At 71.1% G+C, this 17,765-nt stretch carries 18 protein-coding genes and 1 tRNA gene; 11 read left to right on the top strand and 8 right to left on the bottom strand.

What is annotated here, in order from left to right; all coding sequences use genetic code 11:
- The first annotated feature begins 89 nt into the window (after positions 1 to 89).
- The 3 genes from KY498_RS10685 (at position 90) to KY498_RS10675 (ending at position 2,953) form a co-directional block, all read left to right on the top strand.
- Entirely contained in the window at positions 90 to 1,343 is a 1,254-nt protein-coding gene (locus KY498_RS10685) for a serine hydrolase (RefSeq protein ID WP_191009407.1), read from the top strand.
- Positions 1,344 to 1,353: 10 nt separating this feature from the next.
- Entirely contained in the window at positions 1,354 to 2,241 is an 888-nt protein-coding gene (locus tag KY498_RS10680) for a DMT family transporter (protein WP_191009408.1), read from the top strand.
- A 70-nt stretch (positions 2,242 to 2,311) separates the two neighbouring features.
- A complete protein-coding gene (locus KY498_RS10675; protein ID WP_223848789.1) occupies positions 2,312 to 2,953 on the top strand; it encodes a peptidase M23 in 642 nt (213 codons plus the stop codon).
- Here KY498_RS10675 and KY498_RS10670 read toward each other — a convergent pair.
- The 5 genes from KY498_RS10670 to KY498_RS10650 form a co-directional block, all read right to left on the bottom strand.
- Entirely contained in the window at positions 2,926 to 4,086 is a 1,161-nt protein-coding gene (locus KY498_RS10670; RefSeq protein ID WP_060959740.1) for a low temperature requirement protein A, read from the bottom strand. The genes KY498_RS10675 and KY498_RS10670 overlap by 28 nt on opposite strands.
- 119 nt (positions 4,087 to 4,205) lie before the next feature.
- Positions 4,206 to 4,279, bottom strand: a tRNA-Gly gene (locus KY498_RS10665).
- Positions 4,280 to 4,337: 58 nt separating this feature from the next.
- Positions 4,338 to 5,075, bottom strand: a complete 738-nt coding sequence (locus tag KY498_RS10660) for a hypothetical protein (RefSeq protein WP_191009409.1) — start codon at positions 5,073 to 5,075, stop codon at positions 4,338 to 4,340.
- Entirely contained in the window at positions 5,072 to 5,536 is a 465-nt protein-coding gene (locus KY498_RS10655) for a DUF6114 domain-containing protein (RefSeq protein WP_219879371.1), read from the bottom strand. Before KY498_RS10655 ends, KY498_RS10660 begins: the two co-directional genes overlap by 4 nt.
- Entirely contained in the window at positions 5,527 to 6,123 is a 597-nt protein-coding gene (locus tag KY498_RS10650; protein ID WP_060959737.1) for a DUF6230 family protein, read from the bottom strand. The genes KY498_RS10655 and KY498_RS10650 overlap by 10 nt, the downstream gene beginning before the upstream one ends.
- Positions 6,124 to 6,297: 174 nt before the next feature.
- On the opposite strand from KY498_RS10650, the gene KY498_RS10645 reads away from it, so the two are divergent.
- The 3 genes from KY498_RS10645 to KY498_RS10635 are packed head-to-tail and all read left to right on the top strand — an operon-like array spanning position 6,298 to position 9,192.
- Positions 6,298 to 6,888 (top strand): TetR/AcrR family transcriptional regulator, encoded by a 591-nt coding sequence (locus KY498_RS10645; protein WP_191009410.1) that lies wholly within the window; start codon positions 6,298 to 6,300, stop codon positions 6,886 to 6,888.
- Positions 6,889 to 6,928: 40 nt separating this feature from the next.
- Positions 6,929 to 7,534, top strand: a complete 606-nt coding sequence (dcd, locus tag KY498_RS10640) for a dCTP deaminase (protein ID WP_061782197.1) — start codon at positions 6,929 to 6,931, stop codon at positions 7,532 to 7,534.
- Positions 7,531 to 9,192: a BCCT family transporter gene (locus KY498_RS10635; RefSeq protein WP_101305358.1), complete on the top strand. Its 1,662-nt coding sequence runs from the start codon at positions 7,531 to 7,533 to the stop codon at positions 9,190 to 9,192. The genes dcd and KY498_RS10635 overlap by 4 nt, the downstream gene beginning before the upstream one ends.
- A gap of 156 nt (positions 9,193 to 9,348) precedes the next feature.
- Here the strand turns inward: KY498_RS10635 and KY498_RS10630 are convergent, their stop codons facing one another.
- Positions 9,349 to 9,993 (bottom strand): hypothetical protein, encoded by a 645-nt coding sequence (locus tag KY498_RS10630; protein WP_191009411.1) that lies wholly within the window; start codon positions 9,991 to 9,993, stop codon positions 9,349 to 9,351.
- A gap of 114 nt (positions 9,994 to 10,107) precedes the next feature.
- Here KY498_RS10630 and KY498_RS16535 point away from each other — a divergent pair, with 114 nt between their 5' ends.
- The gene (locus KY498_RS16535; protein ID WP_223848793.1) at positions 10,108 to 10,695 is read left to right on the top strand and encodes a MarR family winged helix-turn-helix transcriptional regulator; all 588 of its coding nucleotides are present in this window, start codon (positions 10,108 to 10,110) and stop codon (positions 10,693 to 10,695) included.
- 9 nt (positions 10,696 to 10,704) lie between these two features.
- Here the strand turns inward: KY498_RS16535 and KY498_RS10620 are convergent, their stop codons facing one another.
- Entirely contained in the window at positions 10,705 to 11,304 is a 600-nt protein-coding gene (locus KY498_RS10620) for an LON peptidase substrate-binding domain-containing protein (protein ID WP_060959733.1), read from the bottom strand.
- 36 nt (positions 11,305 to 11,340) lie between these two features.
- On the opposite strand from KY498_RS10620, the gene KY498_RS10615 reads away from it, so the two are divergent.
- Together KY498_RS10615 and KY498_RS10610 are read left to right on the top strand one after the other, a co-directional pair.
- Entirely contained in the window at positions 11,341 to 11,838 is a 498-nt protein-coding gene (locus KY498_RS10615) for a DUF427 domain-containing protein (protein WP_191009412.1), read from the top strand.
- 26 nt (positions 11,839 to 11,864) lie between these two features.
- Positions 11,865 to 13,679, top strand: coding sequence for a DEAD/DEAH box helicase (locus tag KY498_RS10610; protein ID WP_223848794.1), 1,815 nt, complete (start codon positions 11,865 to 11,867; stop codon positions 13,677 to 13,679).
- Positions 13,680 to 13,753: 74 nt separating this feature from the next.
- On the opposite strand, the gene KY498_RS10605 is transcribed toward KY498_RS10610, so the two are convergent.
- Entirely contained in the window at positions 13,754 to 15,064 is a 1,311-nt protein-coding gene (locus KY498_RS10605) for an MFS transporter (protein WP_060959775.1), read from the bottom strand.
- A 218-nt stretch (positions 15,065 to 15,282) separates the two neighbouring features.
- Here KY498_RS10605 and dnaK point away from each other — a divergent pair, with 218 nt between their 5' ends.
- Together dnaK and KY498_RS10595 are read left to right on the top strand one after the other, a co-directional pair.
- Complete coding sequence (gene dnaK / locus KY498_RS10600) at positions 15,283 to 17,154, top strand: molecular chaperone DnaK (RefSeq protein ID WP_191009413.1); 1,872 nt, start codon at positions 15,283 to 15,285, stop codon at positions 17,152 to 17,154.
- A gap of 12 nt (positions 17,155 to 17,166) precedes the next feature.
- Complete coding sequence (locus KY498_RS10595; protein WP_101305361.1) at positions 17,167 to 17,763, top strand: nucleotide exchange factor GrpE; 597 nt, start codon at positions 17,167 to 17,169, stop codon at positions 17,761 to 17,763.
- Positions 17,764 to 17,765: the final 2 nt, after the last annotated feature.

The following is a 17,765-nucleotide window of genomic DNA, read 5'->3' as shown; positions in this document are numbered from 1 at the left end:
TCCGCTCACAGAAACGTCACAGGAGTGTCACGGCGTCCGGTCCGGTGCGCATCGTGTTCTACGCTGAAAGAACTGATCAGGGGGTGAGGATGCGGGGTCTTCGTCGATCGCGACGTCTCGCGGCTGTAGCCGGCACGCTCGCGTTGGCGATCGCGCTGGCCGCGTGCTCGTCGGACGATTCCGTCTCGCTGCCGCTGCCCGATCAGGTGGATGCCGCCATCCCCGCGGACGTGCAAGGACAGCTGCAGACGGCCGTCGAGCGCGCCCTCGCCGCATCCGGTGCGTCGGGAGCCGTCGTGGGCGTCCGGGTGCCGTGGTCGGGCGTGTGGGAGGCGGGCGTCGGCACGACCGCGCCCGAGGGCGCCGCCGTCAGCGACACGATGACCTTCCACGCGGGAGCGACCACGCGGTCGATGACCTGCGATGTGCTCTACGGGCTGGTGCACGACGGCGTCGTCAGCCTCGACGACACGGCCGGCGAGTACGTGGCGGGTCTCGGCGACCAGGGGGGCGTGACCCTCGGTCAGCTCTGCGACTCGACGGCGGGACTCGCGTCGTACGGGCCGTCGATCGAGACGCGCACCCGCGCGACGCCGGCCCGGCAGTGGAACCCCCGCGAGCTTCTCGGCTACGGCATGTCGCGAGGGTCGACGGGCCAGCCCGGCACGGTCTTCGCCGACTCCGACACCGGCTACGTGCTGCTCGGTCTCGCGCTCGAGCGCGCGTCGGGCAAGAGCTCCTCGCAGCTCTACCAGCACTACGTCTTCGGCCCGAACGGCATGTCGGACAGCTCTTTCCCGAGCACCGGCTCCGCGCAGCTGCCCGGGCTGTGGACGGGCAACGCCGAAGACGGCAGCGCGGCCTGCAGTGCTCCGACGCCGATCGAGGACCTCTCGCCGGCGGCGGGGTTCACGGCATCCGGTGTCATCACGGATCTCGCGGATCTGAGCCGCTACGTCCAGGCGCTGGCCCTCGGGCTGCGCCCCTACGACGCCGCCGGCCGCTTCGACAACGCACTGCCGGCGGTCGCCGACGGGCCGTCGTGGTTCACGGCGCGCGGCGGCGTCTACCAGGCGGGCAGTCTCGTCGGGCAGTACGGAGCGGTTCCCGGCGCGCTCACGGCGGCCTTCGCCGACCGCAACACCGGGATGAGCGTCGTCGTGACGCTGAACAACTCCCGCGCCTCCGCCGACCTCGTGCGGAGCCTCGCCTGGGAGCTCGCCGCGATCGCCTCCAAGGCGCCCGCCGCCTCGGGGCGCACGGCCCCGCAGGCGGGGCTCCCGTGGACCGCCGAGGACATGGCCGCCCAGGTCGCGGCGGTCGCCGTCTGCCCGATCCCGTGATCCGCCGCCGGTGACCAGCGGTCGCGCGGGGGCGTCCGCAGCTCCGGCCGCCGTTGCGCTCGTCGTCGCCGGGCTCGCCTTCCAGGAGGGCGGCGCGGCCATCGCGGTCACCCTCTTCCCGCACGTCGGCCCGCTCGGCATGGTGATGCTGCGGCTGGTCTTCTCGGCCCTGATCCTCCTGATCGTCGCCCGTCCCCGGCTGCGGGGTCGCGACGGTGCCGCGTGGCGCGACGTGGTGGTGTTCGGCGTCGTGCTCGTGATGATGAACGGGCTGTTCTATCTCGCGCTCGAGCGGCTCCCCCTGGGGGTCACGGTGACGATCGAGGTGCTCGGCCCGCTCGCCCTCTCGATCATCGCCGGCCGCGGGAGGGCGGCCTGGATCTGGGCGCTGCTCGCGTTCGCCGGCGTCGTCGCCCTCGCCGGCGGCGGATGGGATCGGCTCCGCCTCGACGGCGTGCTGTTCGCGCTCGGGGCGGCGGCGAGCTGGGCGCTCTACATCCTCGCGTCGTCGCGGGTGGGCGCCGCGTTCCCTCGTCTCGACGGGCTGGCGATCGCGATGACCGTCGGCGCCGTCCTCTCCCTCCCGTTCGGCCTCGTGGATGCCGGCGCCGCGCTCCTCCGGCCCGAGATCCTCGGGCTGGGCGCCGCCGTCGCGCTCTTGTCGTCGACGCTGCCCTACGCCTTCGAGCTCATCGCCCTGCGCCGTCTTCCGGCCGCGGCCTTCGCCGTGCTCATGAGTCTCGCCCCCGCCGTCGCCGCACTCGCTGGATGGGTGCTTCTCGGTCAGCATCTCGCGTGGTTGGAGGTCGTCGGCATCGCTCTGGTGATCGCCGCCTCGATCGGCGCGGTGCGCTCGGCCGGACGGCGCGCGGACGAGGCCGTCGAACCGGTCGGGTGACAGCGGTGACGGGGGGCGATCTCAGCCCCCGCTCGGCTGGCGGATAGCCGGGCGTGGCAGGATGCCGCAGGTGAGCAGCCGCCCGTCGACGTCGCGCCGATCCGCGGGCCGCCGCCGCCCGGCGGTCAGCGCCCGACGCCGCCGTCAGCTGCGCCGCCGGCGCGCGATCGCGCTCGCCGTGGCCGCCGTGCTCGCCGTGGGTCTGGGCATCGCGGGCGTGGCGATCGGGCGGTCGATCCATCACGCGGCCGTCTGCGCCGAGGCGGACGGCTTCGGTCGGGAGCAGCTCGACAACGCGCGCACCATCGTGGCCGCCGGGCGCGATGCGGGCCTGTCCGCGCGGGATCAGACCATCGCCGTGATGACCGCGCTCGGGGAGTCGAGTCTGCAGAACATCGACTACGGCGACTGGGAGACGGACGGCGTCACCAATCCGGACGGCTCCCGGACGACCTCGATCGGACTGTTCCAGCAGCAGGACGGCTGGGGGAGCCGGGAGCAACGGCTGGACCCGTACACCGCCGCCACGCTCTTCTATCGGGCGATGGTCGAGGACGTGCCCGAGCCGGAGCGATCGGAGACCGCACCCACCGAGGTCGCGCATCGCGTGCAGATCAACCGCGATCCGCAGCACTACGCGCCCTACTGGCCGCTCGCGGAGCGCATCGTGGCGGTGCTGGACGATCAGACCGTCGTCGACACCTGCCTCTGAGTCGCGCCCCGAGGGGCCGGGCCGATCTCGACGGCGACGACCGCGGTGACCGTGCCGACGGCGGCGGTGAGCAGCATCCCGATCGTCGAGGGGACGAACGTCGCGGCGGCGACGGCGGCCGTCCCGAGCAGCAGGAGCGTGTTGCCGGCCGCCGTCAACCGGGTCCGCAGCGTGAGTGCCCAGATCCCGAGGATGAACAGCGCCACGGGCACGGTGAGGGTGGCGTGCGCGGCGATGTCGGACAGGTGGGCCTCGCCGCCGATGGCGTCGACCGCGATCTCGATGCCCGCCGAGAAAGCACCCGCCGCGGCGAAGATGACGTAGTGGAAGTACCCGTAGCGGAGGGAGGAGGCGAGGGTGCGGATGTGTCCGGTGTGCTCGCGGGAGAAGTACACCCACCACATGCCCGCCGCGATGACCAGCGCCGCCGCAGACACGACGATCAGCTCGGCGAGGTGGTCCTGCTTCTGCACGGCCTCGATGATCGCGCCCGCCGAAGCGAGGATCGACTCGCCGAGCAGGATCAGGGTGAACAGGCTGTAGCGCTCGGTGATGTGATGCGCGTTCCACGGGGCGTGGTCGCGGTGCTCGGCCCAGATGGGCACGAGCGCCTCGGCGAGCACGAGCGCGAAGAACGCGATCGTTCCGGCGCCCGGGGGCAGCAGCAGGCGCAGCACCCACGCGACCTGCACGAGGGCGATTCCGCCCGCGTACCTCAGGCACACGCGGCGGTACGCGGGTACGGATGCCGCCGCGCGCAGCCACTGCCCGACCATCGCGAGGCGCATGATCACGTAGCCGAGCGTCACGATCGTGAAGTCCTGGTGCTCCATCGCGGCGGCGCTGCCACTGGCCAGCACCAGGACGCCGGCCATCTGGACGATCGTCATCACGCGGTACAGCCAGTCGTCGACGGCGAACGACGTGCCGAACCAGGTGAAGTTCATCCACGCCCACCAGACGGTGAAGAACACCATGATGTAGCTCAGGACGGCGACGCCCAGCGCGCCCTCCGACTCCATGTGGTGCAGCTGCTGCGACGACAGTGACACGGCGACCACGAAGACGAGGTCGAAGAACAGCTCCAGGGGGCTCGCGGCGCGGTGCCGTTCACCGGGATCGCGGGCCGTCATCCGGCGGAGGCCGAAACGAAGGGGTGGTGCGGCGTCCTGCGTCATGCTCCCGCGCTCCTCGCTCGCGCACGGTGCGCGACCCGCGGGAAAGATACCAAGAGGCGCTGCGCGCAAGAAAGTGGAGGGGCTGACGGGAATCGAACCCGCGCTGTCTGCTTGGGAAGCAGAAGTTCTGCCATTGAACTACAGCCCCATGCACCGGGAGGTGCGCGGCCAGCTTAGCAAACCGACCGGAGGCCGCCGCCCGCCCGTCACTCCGACAGGTGCTGCACCGTGTTCGTGTAGGTGATGGAGTCCGCCGTCGACCCGACGAGACCGAGGGTCACGCCGAACATCGACTCGAGGCCTTCGGCGGGCGGCGGGGTGTCGGCGCCCAGGGTGAGCAGCCGGCCCCCGGGCAGCGTCGCGCTCAGCGAGTTGAGGTAGACGGCCACGTGGCCCTCGAGCGTCATCGTGTCGGCGGTCGTCGTCAGGATCGGGCCGGTCTCGTGGCGGACGGTCAGGCTGAAGCCCGAGATCGTGATGCGGTCGGCTTCGAGCTTGAGCGCGGTCGTCCGCGAACCGTCCGCGAGGGGGACCGTCACGACCGAGATCCCCCGCAGCCCGCTGAACGACAGCGACGTCGACCCGAGCTGTGCGGACGGCTGCGTGAACACCGGCCCGTCTTCGTCGGCGACCGGTGCGACCGCCGGCGGCGTGGTGCCCTCCGACGGGGCGGGAGACGGAGCGGGAGACGGTGCGGGCGCAGGAGTCCCGGGATCCGGGACGGCGGGGGCTGACCCCGTGGGTGACGACGACGGCGACGGACTCGGCGACGGCGAGGAGGCGCCGTGGCACGGCAGGATGATCGGGATGCACCACTCCGCCGGATGCGGGGTCGACGCCGCGACCGACGTCGCCGGCACGATCGCGGCCCCCATGACGGCGGGCGTGAGCGCGAGCAGCGCCGCCGCGACCGCCGCAGCGCGGGCGCGCGGACGACCGGTCATCGCGTGACCGCCTCGTCGGGGACGATCGCCCCCTCGGGCTCCCTGTCCGCGTCCGCGTCTGCCTCCGCGGCGGGGTCGGTGCCGGGGCGCGGCATCCACGAGACGGCCAGGATGCCGCCGACGGCCGACAGCAGGAACCCGACGAGGAAGCCGCCGAGGTTGACGCCGACGATCGAGTAGACGCTCGTCGCCAGCGCGATGACGCCGTAGAGGATGCGGTGCGCCGGTGTCGCGATGACCAGGGCGCCGAGCACGATCAGCAGCAGGGGGATCACGACGGCCTGCAACCCCTCGATGCCGAGGTGGATGTGCAGCCGGCCGAAGTCGAGCTGGCTCGATCCGAACATCACGAGGCCGCCGAGGATGAGCAGGATGCCGCCGACCAGCGGCCGTTCGCGCCGCCAGATCCGACCGCGGCCGGGGGAGCGCGGCGCCCGGGGCGCCCGACGTGTCAGAAGCATCCGGTCGATCCGTCCGTCAGTGTCAGCGACATGCCGGTCAGCGTGAACACGGAGGCCTGCGTGCTCCAGGAGATCTGCTGGAGGTTGTCGATGGTGACGCTGTCGGCATCCTGAGCGAAGTCGCCGACGGAACCCTTCGCCGCCGTGTTGACCGTGGACGCGTCCACGCCGATGCGGATGTTCGAGAACGACGAGTCGCCCTTGAGGTCGGTCATGCCGATCTGCAGGTCGGTCGCCGAGGCGGGATTCCCGCCGCCGCCCGCGGTGATCCGCACGCCGACCTTGCCGAGCGGGGTGTCGGAGATCACCGACTGGCAGAGGTCGTAGAGCTGGGCCGACGCGATGTTCGCGATCGCGACGTTGTGCGAGCCGCCCGCGGTGTCCTGCGTGACCCCCGCGTACTGCGAGAAGCCGGTGCCCTCGAGCTTGGAGGCGCTGATCTGGAACTGGCTGCCGGAGACGGCGAACGAGACGGGGACGGCGCCCTGCGCGACCCCGCCCAGCAGGAACGTCGAGGCCAGGACGACGGGGACGGTGGCGAGGGTGATGCGCCCTGCGCGGGAGCGGGTCGGGTTCGAGAGTCTCATCGATCCTCCGGATGCCGTGGGCGCCGGCTCCGCTGCCGACGCGCTCGATCATCGACTGTGCGCCGGAATTGACAATCAGTCAATAAGGCCGACCGAGTGTGAGAGAACTCTCACCGACCCCTGCGACGTGGCCCGGCCCCTCGGTGTCGGGGAGCGGCTCGGTAGGGTCGGGACATGCCCTCCGACCAGCGTCGACGCCTGTCGCGGGAGGATCGTCGTGCCCAGCTGATCGCCTCGGGGGTCGCCTTCCTGGTCTCCCAGCCCCTCGACGACCTCACGATCGAGGCCCTCGCCGCGCGGGAGGACGTCTCCCGGGCGCTCGTGTTCCACTACTTCGGCTCGCGTCAGGGACTCCACACCGCGGTGGTGACGACGGCGCGGGACGCGCTGATCGCGGCATCCGCGCCGCGCGAGGAGCTGCCGCCGCGCGAGCGCCTCGACGACACCGTCGCACGCATCGTCGCGTTCGTGCGCGCCCACACCGGGACCTTCTACTCGCTCGTGCGGGGCGTCGCCAGCGGCGACCCCGTCGTGCGCGAGCTCGTCGACGAGGCACGCGACGAGAACGCCCGCCGCATCCTCGACGTCTTCCGGGAACTGGGCCACGCCGACTCGGCGACGCTGCGCGTGGCGGCCCGCGCCTGGGTCGCGTTCGCGGAGGACGTGCTCATCGAACTCGCCATCGCCTCCGATCGCCCCGCGGAGGAGATCACCGGGCTTCTGACCCGGTCCGCTCTGGCCGTCGCGGCATCCGTCGACGGCTGACCCGGCGGCGGTCGCCGGACACGGCCAGTAGGCTGGCGGCGTGCTGCTCAGCGATCGTGACATCCGCACCGAGATCTCCACCGGACGGGTCGGGCTCGCGCCCTGGGACCCCGCGATGGTGCAGCCGTCGAGCGTCGACGTGCGGCTCGACCGGTACTTCCGGCTGTTCGACAACCACAAGTACCCGTTCATCGACCCGGCCGAGGACCAGCCCGATCTGACACACCTCATCGAGGTGCGGCCCGACGAGCCGTTCATCCTGCACCCCGGCGAGTTCGTGCTCGGGTCGACGTTCGAGCAGGTGACGCTGCCCGACGACATCGCCGCGCGGCTGGAAGGCAAGTCCTCGCTCGGCCGCCTCGGGTTGCTGACCCACTCGACGGCGGGGTTCATCGATCCCGGCTTCTCGGGCCACGTCACCCTGGAGCTGTCGAACGTCGCGACGCTGCCCATCAAGCTGTGGCCCGGCATGAAGATCGGCCAGCTCTGCTTCTTCCGCCTGTCGTCCGCGGCGGAGAACCCCTACGGCACCGGCCCGTACCTCAACCGCTACCACGGCCAGCGCGGTCCGACGGCGTCGCGGTCGTTCCAGAACTTCCACCGCACGGATGTCGGGTCCACCGACGCCGGAGCACGGGGCGCATGAGCGGGGCGAGCCCGGCGGCGCCGGCGGCCGATCCGCTGGCCTCACGCCCGCTCGCCCGCTGGGTGTTCTGGCCGGCGGCGGCGATCATCGTCCTGGTGACCGCCTTCGCGGTGCTGTTCCCGGCGACCGCCGAGAGCGCGTTCGCCGCGGTGCAGGCCACGATTGTCCGCACGTTCAGCTGGTACTACGTGCTGATCTCGGCCTTCTTCGTCGCCTTCGCCCTGGTGCTGGGCTTCAGCCGCTTCGGCGACATCAAGCTCGGCAAGGACGACGACGAGCCGGAGTTCTCGGTCGGCGCCTGGTTCTCGCTGCTGTTCGCGGCGGGCATGGGGATCGGGCTCGTGTTCTACGGCGTGAGCGAGCCGCTCAGCCACTTCGTCTCGCCCCGGCCGGGCGTCACCGGAACCGACGCGCAGCTCGCGCAGAGCGCACTCATCCAGACCTACCTGCACTGGGGCGTGCAGGCGTGGGCCATCTACGTCGTCGTCGGGGTCGCGCTGGCCTACGCCATCCACCGCCGCCGGCGGCCGATCTCGATCCGCTGGGCGTTGGAGCCTCTGCTGGGACGGCACGTGCGCGGCACCTGGGGCAACGTGATCGACACGATCGCCCTGGTCGGCACCGTGTTCGGCGTCGCCACCTCGCTCGGCCTGGGCGTCATGCAGATCGGCGCCGGCCTCTCCAGCGCCGGGTTCGGCACCCCCGACACCCTCATGCAGGTGGTCATCATCGGCGTCATCACCGTCTTCGTGCTGTTCTCGGTGCTGTCGGGCGTCGCCAAGGGCATGAAGTGGCTGTCGACCTTCAACCTCGTGCTGGCGGCGCTTCTGCTGGTGTTCGTGCTCGTCGTCGGGCAGACCGAATACCTGCTGCGGGAATGGGTGCAGTCGATCGGGGCGTACCTGCAGAACTTCGTCGGGCTGAGCTTCACCGTCAGCGCGTTCCAGGGCGAGGCGGGGGAGCAGTGGCAGGCGGCCTGGACCTCGTTCTACTGGGGCTGGTGGATCTCGTGGGCCCCGTTCGTCGGCATCTTCATCGCTCGCGTGAGCAAGGGGCGCACGGTGCGGGAGTTCGTGCTGGGCGTCTTGATCGTGCCGACGCTCGTGGGCATCATCTGGTTCGCGGTGCTCGGAGGCTCCGCGCTCTACCAGGAGCTGAACGCCCCCGGGTCGATGCTGCTCCCGGACGGCAGCGTCGATCTGCAGGGGGCGCTGTTCCAGCTGTTCGCGCATCTGCCCGCCGGGCAGGTGCTGACGATCGGCGCGATCGTGCTGATCGGCATCTTCTTCGTCACCTCCGCCGATTCCGGCGCGCTCGTGATGGGGATGCTGGCGACCGGCGGCGACGCGGAGCCGAAGCGGTGGGTGCGGGTGTTCTTCACGCTCGCCACGGCGGCGCTCGCGATCGCGCTGCTCCTCGCCGGCGGGCTGTCGGCGCTGCAGACCGCGGCGATCACGATCGCGCTGCCGTTCAGCGTGGTCATGCTGCTCATGTGCTGGTCGACCGTCATCGCCTTCCGACGGGAGCGGCGCGTCTACGACCGTGCGGAGCGTGCCCAGCTCGTCGACTACGTCGGCGAGCACTACGGGCTCGACGTCGAGAGCGGCAACGAGCAGGGCGTCCGGATGCCGTCCTGGTGGCGGCGCACGCCGCGCTGACGCGCGGGGCGCGTCCGGGCGCCGCCGGGCGCGGTCCCGGACTCCTCCACTGGCGTCCCCTGCCGCCGCAGGAACCGCGTGGACGCGGGGCTGCGGCGACGGTGAGGGCGTCGATCGGAGGAGTTCGGGACGGGCGCGCGCCGGTTCGGGACGGGCTCACGCCCCGGCGGCCGTGCGGCCCTCGCTGAAACCGGCGGCGAAGCCGCGCTCGTACGCGCTCTCCGCGTCGCCCTGACGCGGGGCGTGGTCGCGGCAGCCCTCGCCGTGATGAGCCCGGCCCCGGCCGTGCGCGCCCGGTCCGAAGCCGTGCGCGCCCGGTCCGAAGCCGTGGCGGCGGTGTCGGGGATGGCCGTCCGGGCCGTCACCGTCCGGAGCGCCGAGCGCACGGGCGACGGCCTCGAGGGTCGTCGTGGCGGACGCGAGCTCGTCGGCCGACACGGCCTCGGCGAGGCGGGTTCCGATCTCCTCCCTGCGGTGGGTGAGGTGCTGCGTGAGTCGCTGGGCGGCGGTGCGGCCGGTCTCGGTCAGCGTCCAGGTGCCGTCGGTCTCGGTCGCCCAGCCGCGCTCGGCCAGCCGGCGAAGGCGCTTGCCGCCGTGCGGCAGGTGCTCCGGCAGGTCGGCGGCGCGCTCGGAGGCGAGCAGGTGCAGCAGTCGCGCCTCGCGCGGGCCGATGTCGTCGGCCGTGAACGCGGCGGCGCGCTCCTGCCAGAGGGCACGAGCGACCCTGCGCACCTCGCGGGCGAAGGCGCGCTGGTCGGGGACGGCGGGGGTGGTTTCGGGGATGTCTGTGAGGTTCTCCATGGGAGGTCCTTTCGTGAGGGATCGCGGGTGCGATCCATTTGCATGTCAATGCGCATGTACATGCAGTGTGACATGCAATGCCGGAACATGTCAAGAGACATGTAAATTCGAGGTATGCCGGATCCCGACTCCTCACCCTCCGACGCCGACCTCGATGCCATCGATGCCGCCCTCGGTCGTCTGCGCGGGCGGGGTCCGGGCCCCGGCGGCGGTGACCGCCACGGGCGTCCCCCGGGCGCGGAGGAGGGAGCGGGCGGCCCGCCCTGGATGAGGGGCGGACGCGGTCGCCACGGCGGTCATCACGACGTCGGGACGCCGCCGTCCTGGCCCGGCGCCCGAGAGGGCGGCCCCGCGATCCGCATGGGCGGCCCGGCGCGGCTGCGGTTGATCGAAGCGCTGCACGCGGCATCCCACCCGCTCAGCGTGAGCGAGCTCGGCGAGGCGATCGGAGTGGATCAGCCGCGGGCGTCGCGGCTGGTGCAGCAGAGCGTCGAGATGGGTCTGGTGCGGCGCGAGGCCGACCCCGACGACGCCCGTCGCACGCGCATCGCGCTCACGCCGACGGGGGAGCGGGTCGCGACGGGGTTCCGCGGACGGCGCCGGGAGCACCTCGCCGCCGCCCTCGCGGACTTCAGCGAGACCGAACGCGCCGACCTCGCCCGACTGCTCACGAAGCTCGCCGCCGCCTGGCCGCGAGGCTGAGCGCCGCCGTCAGTCGTCGGCGGGCCAGATCTCGTCGACCTCGAGCGTCAGATCGATGATCTGCTGCAGCAGGCCGCCCATCGTCGTCGCCCGCAGGAGTCGCTGCTGGTCGTACTCCACCAGCGGGGCGATCGCGGCGATCTGCCACACCGCGGCCACCGGGTCGGACGACAGCTCGATGTGCGCTCCCCACGGCGCGTCGGGGAACCGGCCGAGCACCCGCCGCACGATCGCCTCGGCCTCGGTGCGCAGCGGCGTCAGCGCGTCGTTCCACACCAGCGGATCCCGCCGGGACACCTCCGCCCGCGGGTAGGGGGCGTCGTCGAGCCACCCGTCGACGGTGAACCGGTCGGTGCCGACGGCGACCACCTGCAGAGCGTCCGCCCCGGCCGCGACGTTGACGAGGCGCGCCAGCGTGCCGATGTCGGACCGCTGATCGCCGCCGCCGGTCTCGTGTCCGCGCTCGATCAGCACGACACCGAACTGCGGGTCGTCGCTGTCGAGCAGCTCACCCATCAGCTGCAGATACCGCGGCTCGAACACCCGCAGCGGCAGGGGCGTGTGGGGGAAGAGCACCGCCCCGAGAGGAAACATCGGCATCACGGTCATGCGTCCAGTCAACACCGACGCACGTACAGTGGGCGCATGCCCCGCCCTCTCCCCGAAACGCCGGCTCCCGGGCAGGAGTCGGTGTGGGACTACCCCCGCCCGCCCCGCGTCGAGCCGGTCGCGGCACGGGTGACGATCCGCCTCGGCGGTGAGCTGATCGCCGACACGCGTGACGCGGTGCGCGTGCTCGAGACCAGTCATCCGCCGGTCTACTACCTGCCGATCGCCGACTTCGCCCCGGGTGCGCTGGTGGATGCCGAAGGCTCCTCGTTCTGCGAGTTCAAGGGTGCCGCCCGCTACCTCGACGTGGTGGGCGGCGGCCTCACCCGTCCGGGGGCGGCGTGGAACTATCCGCAGCCCTCGGCGGGCTACGGCATCCTGCGCGATCGGGTCGCCGTCTACGCCGCCCCGATGGACGCGTGCACCGTCGACGGGGAGGTCGTCACCCCGCAGCCGGGACGGTTCTACGGCGGGTGGGTGACGGCGAACGTCGTCGGGCCGTTCAAGGGAGTGCCCGGCTCGATGGGGTGGTGACGGCGCCGGGCGACTACCGTGGTCACATGGCCTCTGACAGCTCCACCGATCCCGTCGAGGCCGCTCCCGCGCCCGACACCCGCATCGCCGACTCCGCCGAGGCTCCGGCGGCGCCCGGATTCGCCGACCTCGGCCTCGACGCCGCGGTGCTCAAGGCGCTGAAGGACGTCGGCTACGAGACGCCGTCGGCCATCCAGGCCGCGACGATCCCGCCGCTGCTCGCGGGTCGCGACGTGCTCGGCACCGCGCAGACCGGCACCGGCAAGACGGCCGCGTTCGCGCTGCCGATCCTCTCGCAGCTCGACCTGTCGCAGAAGACGCCGCAGGCGCTCGTGCTCGCGCCGACCCGCGAGCTCGCCCTGCAGGTGTGCGAGGCGTTCGAGTCCTACGCCGGTCACCTCCGCGGCGTGCACGTGCTGCCCGTCTACGGCGGCCAGGGCTACGGGCAGCAGCTGTCGGCGCTCCGCCGCGGCGTGCACATCGTCGTCGGCACCCCCGGCCGCATCATGGACCACCTCGACAAGGGCACCCTCGACCTCTCCGAGCTGCGGTTCCTCGTGCTCGACGAGGCCGACGAGATGCTGAAGATGGGCTTCGCCGAGGACGTCGAGACGATCCTCGCCGACACCCCCGCGGGCAAGCAGGTCGCGCTCTTCTCCGCGACGATGCCCGCGCAGATCCGTCGCCTCGCCGGCACGTATCTGAAGGATGCCGAGGAGATCAACGTCAAGGCGAAGACCTCGACCGCGACCAACATCACCCAGCGCTACCTGATCGTGTCGTACCCGCAGAAGGTCGACGCGCTCACCCGCATCCTCGAGGTCGAGAACTTCGAGGGCATGATCGTCTTCACCCGCACGAAGAACGAGACCGAGACCCTCGCCGAGAAGCTGCGGGCGCGCGGATACGCCGCGGCCGCCATCAACGGCGATGTCGCGCAGGTGCAGCGCGAGCGCACCGTCAACCAGCTCAAGGACGGCAAGCTCGACATCCTCGTCGCCACCGACGTCGCCGCCCGCGGTCTCGACGTCGAGCGGATCAGCCACGTCGTCAACTTCGATCTGCCCATCGACACCGAGTCGTACGTCCACCGCATCGGCCGCACCGGCCGCGCCGGCCGCTCGGGCGACGCGATCAGCTTCGTCACGCCGCGCGAGCGCCGGATGCTCGCCTCCATCGAGAAGGCGACGCGCCAGCCCCTCACCGAGATGTCGCTGCCGAGCGCCGAGGACGTCAACGCGACGCGCCTCACCCGGTTCGACGACGCGATCACGGCGGCGCTGGCCGAGACCGAGCGCATCGACCGCTTCCGCGACATCATCAACCACTACGTCACGCACCACGACGTGCCCGAGGCGGATGTGGCCGCCGCGCTCGCCGTCGTCGCGCAGGGCGAGACCCCGCTGCTGCTGGACGCGGACGGCCCCGAGCCGCGCCGCGAGCGTGCGGACCGCGGCGACCGCGGCGACCGTCCCGTCCGTGACGGTGACCGCGGTGATCGCGGCGACCGGCCCCGGCGTGAGCGCAGCGGCGGTCCCACCGCCACGTACCGCATCGAGGTCGGGCGCCGTCACAAGGTCGAGCCGCGCCAGATCGTCGGTGCGCTCGCGAACGAGGGCGGCCTGCGTCGCGAGGACTTCGGCGCGATTCAGATCCGTCCCGACTTCTCGCTCGTGGAGCTGCCCGCCGACCTCCCCCGCGACACGCTCCAGCGGCTCGAGGGCACGCGGATCAGCGGCCGCCTCATCGAGATCAAGCCCGACCGGTTCCAGCGCTCCGCCAAGCGTCCGGACCGCGGCGAGCGTGTCGACCGCGGCGAGCGGCGCCCGCGCCGCGACTGAGCGCGGCTCGGCATCTATCGGCGCGGGAGCCGCGTTTCGACTCGCTGCGCTCGCTCAGCGACCGGGCGGCGTGATCAGCGGGCGGGCGGACGCACGGGGATCAGCAGTGCCAGCCCCACGAGCAGCACGGCGACGAGCCCGAGCACGCCCCAGTACTGATCGCCTCCGAGCGTGACGAAGACGCCGAACATCATCGGGGCGAGGAAGACGGCGGCGCGGCCGGTCGTCGCATAGAGGCCGAACACCTCTCCCTCGCGACCGGTGGGGATGCTGCGGGCCAGGAACGTACGCGACGCGGACTGGGCGGGCCCGACGAACATCGCCATCGCGAGACCGAGGCCCCAGAACACGGCAGGCCCTCCGTCGTGGAGCACGAAGATCAGGATGCCGCCGACCACGAGCGCGACGAGCGAGACGATCATGACCGGCTTCGGTCCGAACCGGTCGTCGAAGAAGCCCGACGCCATGGTCACGATGCCCGCCACGACGTTGGCGGCGATGGCGAAGATGAGCACGTCCGCGGCGGTGAGCCCGAATGTGCCGGTCGCCAGCACTCCGACGAAGGTGAAGACTCCCGTGAGTCCGTCGCGGAAGATCGCGCTGGCGAGGAGGAACCAGACGGTCGGACGGCTCTCGCGCCACAGCGAGGCGACCGTTCCGAAGAGCACCCGGTAGGAGGCGAAGAAGCCGATGCGCGCCGCGCCGGGCGTGGACGGCGTGTTCTCCGGCACCGCGAACAGCAGGGGGAGGGCCGACAGAGCGAACCAGATCGCGGCGAGGAGCATCGACACGCGCACGGCCATGCCGTCGGCCCCCGTGACGCCGAACAGTCCTACGTCGGGCTTGATGAGCCCGAAGTAGAGCACGAGCAGCAGCACGATGCCCCCCAGGTAGCCCATCCCCCAGCCGAAGCCGGAGACCTTGCCCACCGTGCGCGGCGTGGAGATCTGGGAGAGCATCGCGTTGTAGTTCACGCTCGCCAGCTCGTAGAAGATGGTGCCGACCGCGAGCAGCGTGAGCCCGAACCACAGGTAGGCGGTGTCTTCGCGGACGAAGATCATCAGCGCCAGCATGAGCACGACGACGCCCGTGTTGATGGCGAGCCACCGCTTGCGGTGCGCCGAGGCGTCCGAGCGTTGTCCTGTGATCGGCGCCGTGATGAGCACCACCAGGCCGGCGAGGGTGAGGGCCAGCGAAAGGGCTTGCGACGTGCTCGCCGCGTCACCGAAGGCGCTGCCGGTGAGGTACACGGTGAACACGAACGAGGTGGCGACGGCGTTGATCGAGGCCGATCCCCAGTCCCACAGCCCCCACGCGAGCACGGCGCCACGACCGGTCGAGCGGGCGAGGGGTGCCGGCGGGGCGGGCTGGTCGGGCAGTGACATGTTCGTCACGGTATGTCCCTTCGGTGAACACCGGGTGGCGCGTCATCGCGCGTGCAGGTCACGTTACTCCCGGCATCCGTCACGAAAGTTGAGCCGATTCATATCAACTTGGGTTTGACAGCCGTGGATGCCGGGGCTATCGTGGAACACATCGAAGTTGAGCCGGTAGGACTCAACCCCGCAGACTTCCTCAGATCCGTTTCACGAAAGGGAACACAATGGCACGTGCAGTGGGTATCGACCTCGGGACGACGAACTCCGTCGTCTCCGTCCTCGAGGGCGGCGAGCCGAAGGTCATCGCCAACGCCGAGGGCTTCCGCACGACCCCGTCGGTCGTGGCCTTCACCAAGGACGGCGAGGTGCTCGTCGGCGAGACCGCCAAGCGCCAGGCCGTCACCAACGTCGACCGCACGCTCTCGTCGGTCAAGCGGCACATGGGCACCGACTGGAAGACCCAGTCGATCGACGGCAAGCAGTACACCCCGCAGGAGATCTCCGCGCGCATCCTCCAGAAGCTCAAGCGCGACGCCGAGGAGTACCTGGGCGACAGCGTCACCGACGCCGTCATCACCGTCCCCGCGTACTTCAACGACGCCGAGCGTCAGGCGACGAAGGATGCCGGTGAGATCGCGGGCCTCAACGTCCTGCGCATCATCAACGAGCCCACCGCCGCCGCTCTCGCCTACGGCCTGGACAAGGGCAAGGAGGACGAGCTCATCCTCGTCTTCGACCTCGGTGGCGGCACGTTCGACGTGTCCCTGCTCGAGGTGGGCAAGGACGACGACTTCTCCACGATCCAGGTGCGCGCCACCGCCGGTGACAACCGCCTCGGCGGCGACGACTGGGACCAGCGCGTCGTCGACTACCTCATCAAGCAGTTCAAGGACACCACCGGCGTCGACGTCTCGGGCGACAAGATCGCGCTGCAGCGTCTGAAGGAGGCGGCCGAGCAGGCCAAGAAGGAGCTGTCGAGCTCGACGAGCACCTCCATCAACCTGCCCTACCTGTCGCTGACGGACTCGGGCCCCGTGTCGCTGTCGGAGACCCTCACCCGTGCCAAGTTCGAGGACCTCACCAAGGACCTCCTCGACCGCACGAAGAAGCCGTTCAATGACGTCATCGCCGAGGCCGGCATCAAGGTCGGCGACATCGACCACGTCGTGCTCGTCGGCGGATCGACCCGCATGCCGCAGGTCACTGAGCTGGTCAAGCAGCTCACCGGCGGCAAGGAGCCCAACAAGGGCGTCAACCCGGACGAGGTCGTCGCCGTCGGCGCCGCCCTGCAGGCCGGTGTCCTCAAGGGTGAGCGCAAGGACGTGCTGCTCATCGACGTCACCCCCCTGAGCCTCGGCATCGAGACCAAGGGCGGCATCATGACCAAGCTCATCGAGCGCAACACGGCCATCCCGACCAAGCGCAGCGAGACCTTCACGACCGCCGACGACAACCAGCCGTCGGTCGCGATCCAGGTCTTCCAGGGCGAGCGCGACTTCACCCGCGACAACAAGCCGCTGGGCACGTTCGAGCTGACCGGCATCGCGCCGGCTCCCCGCGGCATCCCGCAGATCGAGGTCACCTTCGACATCGACGCCAACGGCATCGTCCACGTGTCCGCGAAGGACAAGGGCACCGGCAAGGAGCAGTCGATGACGATCACCGGCGGCTCGTCGCTGCCCAAGGACGACATCGAGCGCATGGTGCGCGAGGCCGAGGAGCACGCCGCCGAGGACAAGAAGCGCCGCGAGGCCGCCGAGGTCCGCAACCAGGCCGAGACCCTCTCGTACTCGATCGAGAAGCTCATCAAGGACAACGGGGACAAGCTCCCCGCCGAGGTGAAGACCTCCGTCCAGGCCGACGTCGACGCGCTGAAGACCGCGCTCGCCGGTGACGACGAGGATGCCGTGAAGAACGCGTTCGACAAGCTCAACGCGTCGCAGCAGCAGCTCGGCGAGGCCATCTACGCCTCGGCGCAGGCGGCGGGCGAGCAGGGCGACCCCACGGTGGCCGACCCGGGCAACGGCAGCGTGCCGAACCCCGAGGAGGACGTGATCGACGCCGAGGTCGTCGACGACGAGGACGAGAAGAAGTAAGAGAATCGAGCCATGACGAACAAGGACTTCGAAGAGCCGATCGACGAAGTCCCCGGTGACGAGGGGTCGGAGGCGCACGCCTCCGGCCCCGACTCGCAGGGGGCCGCGGATGACGGCGACGCGCTGACCGTCGACGACATCCTCGACACGGCGCAGACGGACGAGGCCGCGGTGGCGGAGGCATCCCCCGAGGACCGCGACCTGCTGCTGGATCTCAAGCGGGTGCAGGCCGAGTACGCCAACTACCGGCGGCGCACCGAGGAGCAGCGCGAGGTGGAGATCGCCCGCGCGAAGGGCTCGGTCGCCAAGGGACTGCTGCCGGTGCTCGACGACCTCGACCGTGCCGAGAAGCACGGCGATCTGGTCGAGGGCTCGCCGCTGCTGGCGATCGCCGAGAAGCTGCGCGCCGTCGTCGCCCGCCTCGGGGTGGAGACCTACGGCGTCGCCGGCGAGGCCTTCGACCCGCAGCAGCACGAGGCGATCTTCCACGCCCCGAACCCCGGCGGGGTCGAGGACGGCACCATCCTCGATGTCGTCGAGGTCGGCTACCGCCTGGGCACGATCGAACTGCGACCGGCCAAGGTCGTCGTCGCCGGTTCCGCCGACTGACG

The sequence above is a fragment of the Microbacterium sp. PAMC21962 genome, assembly GCF_019443465.1.
In the GTDB taxonomy this organism is placed as follows: Bacteria; Actinomycetota; Actinomycetes; order Actinomycetales; family Microbacteriaceae; genus Microbacterium; species Microbacterium hominis.
The sequence above is the reverse complement of the archived record's forward strand: the minus strand, read 5'-3'. Positions and strand labels throughout refer to the sequence as shown.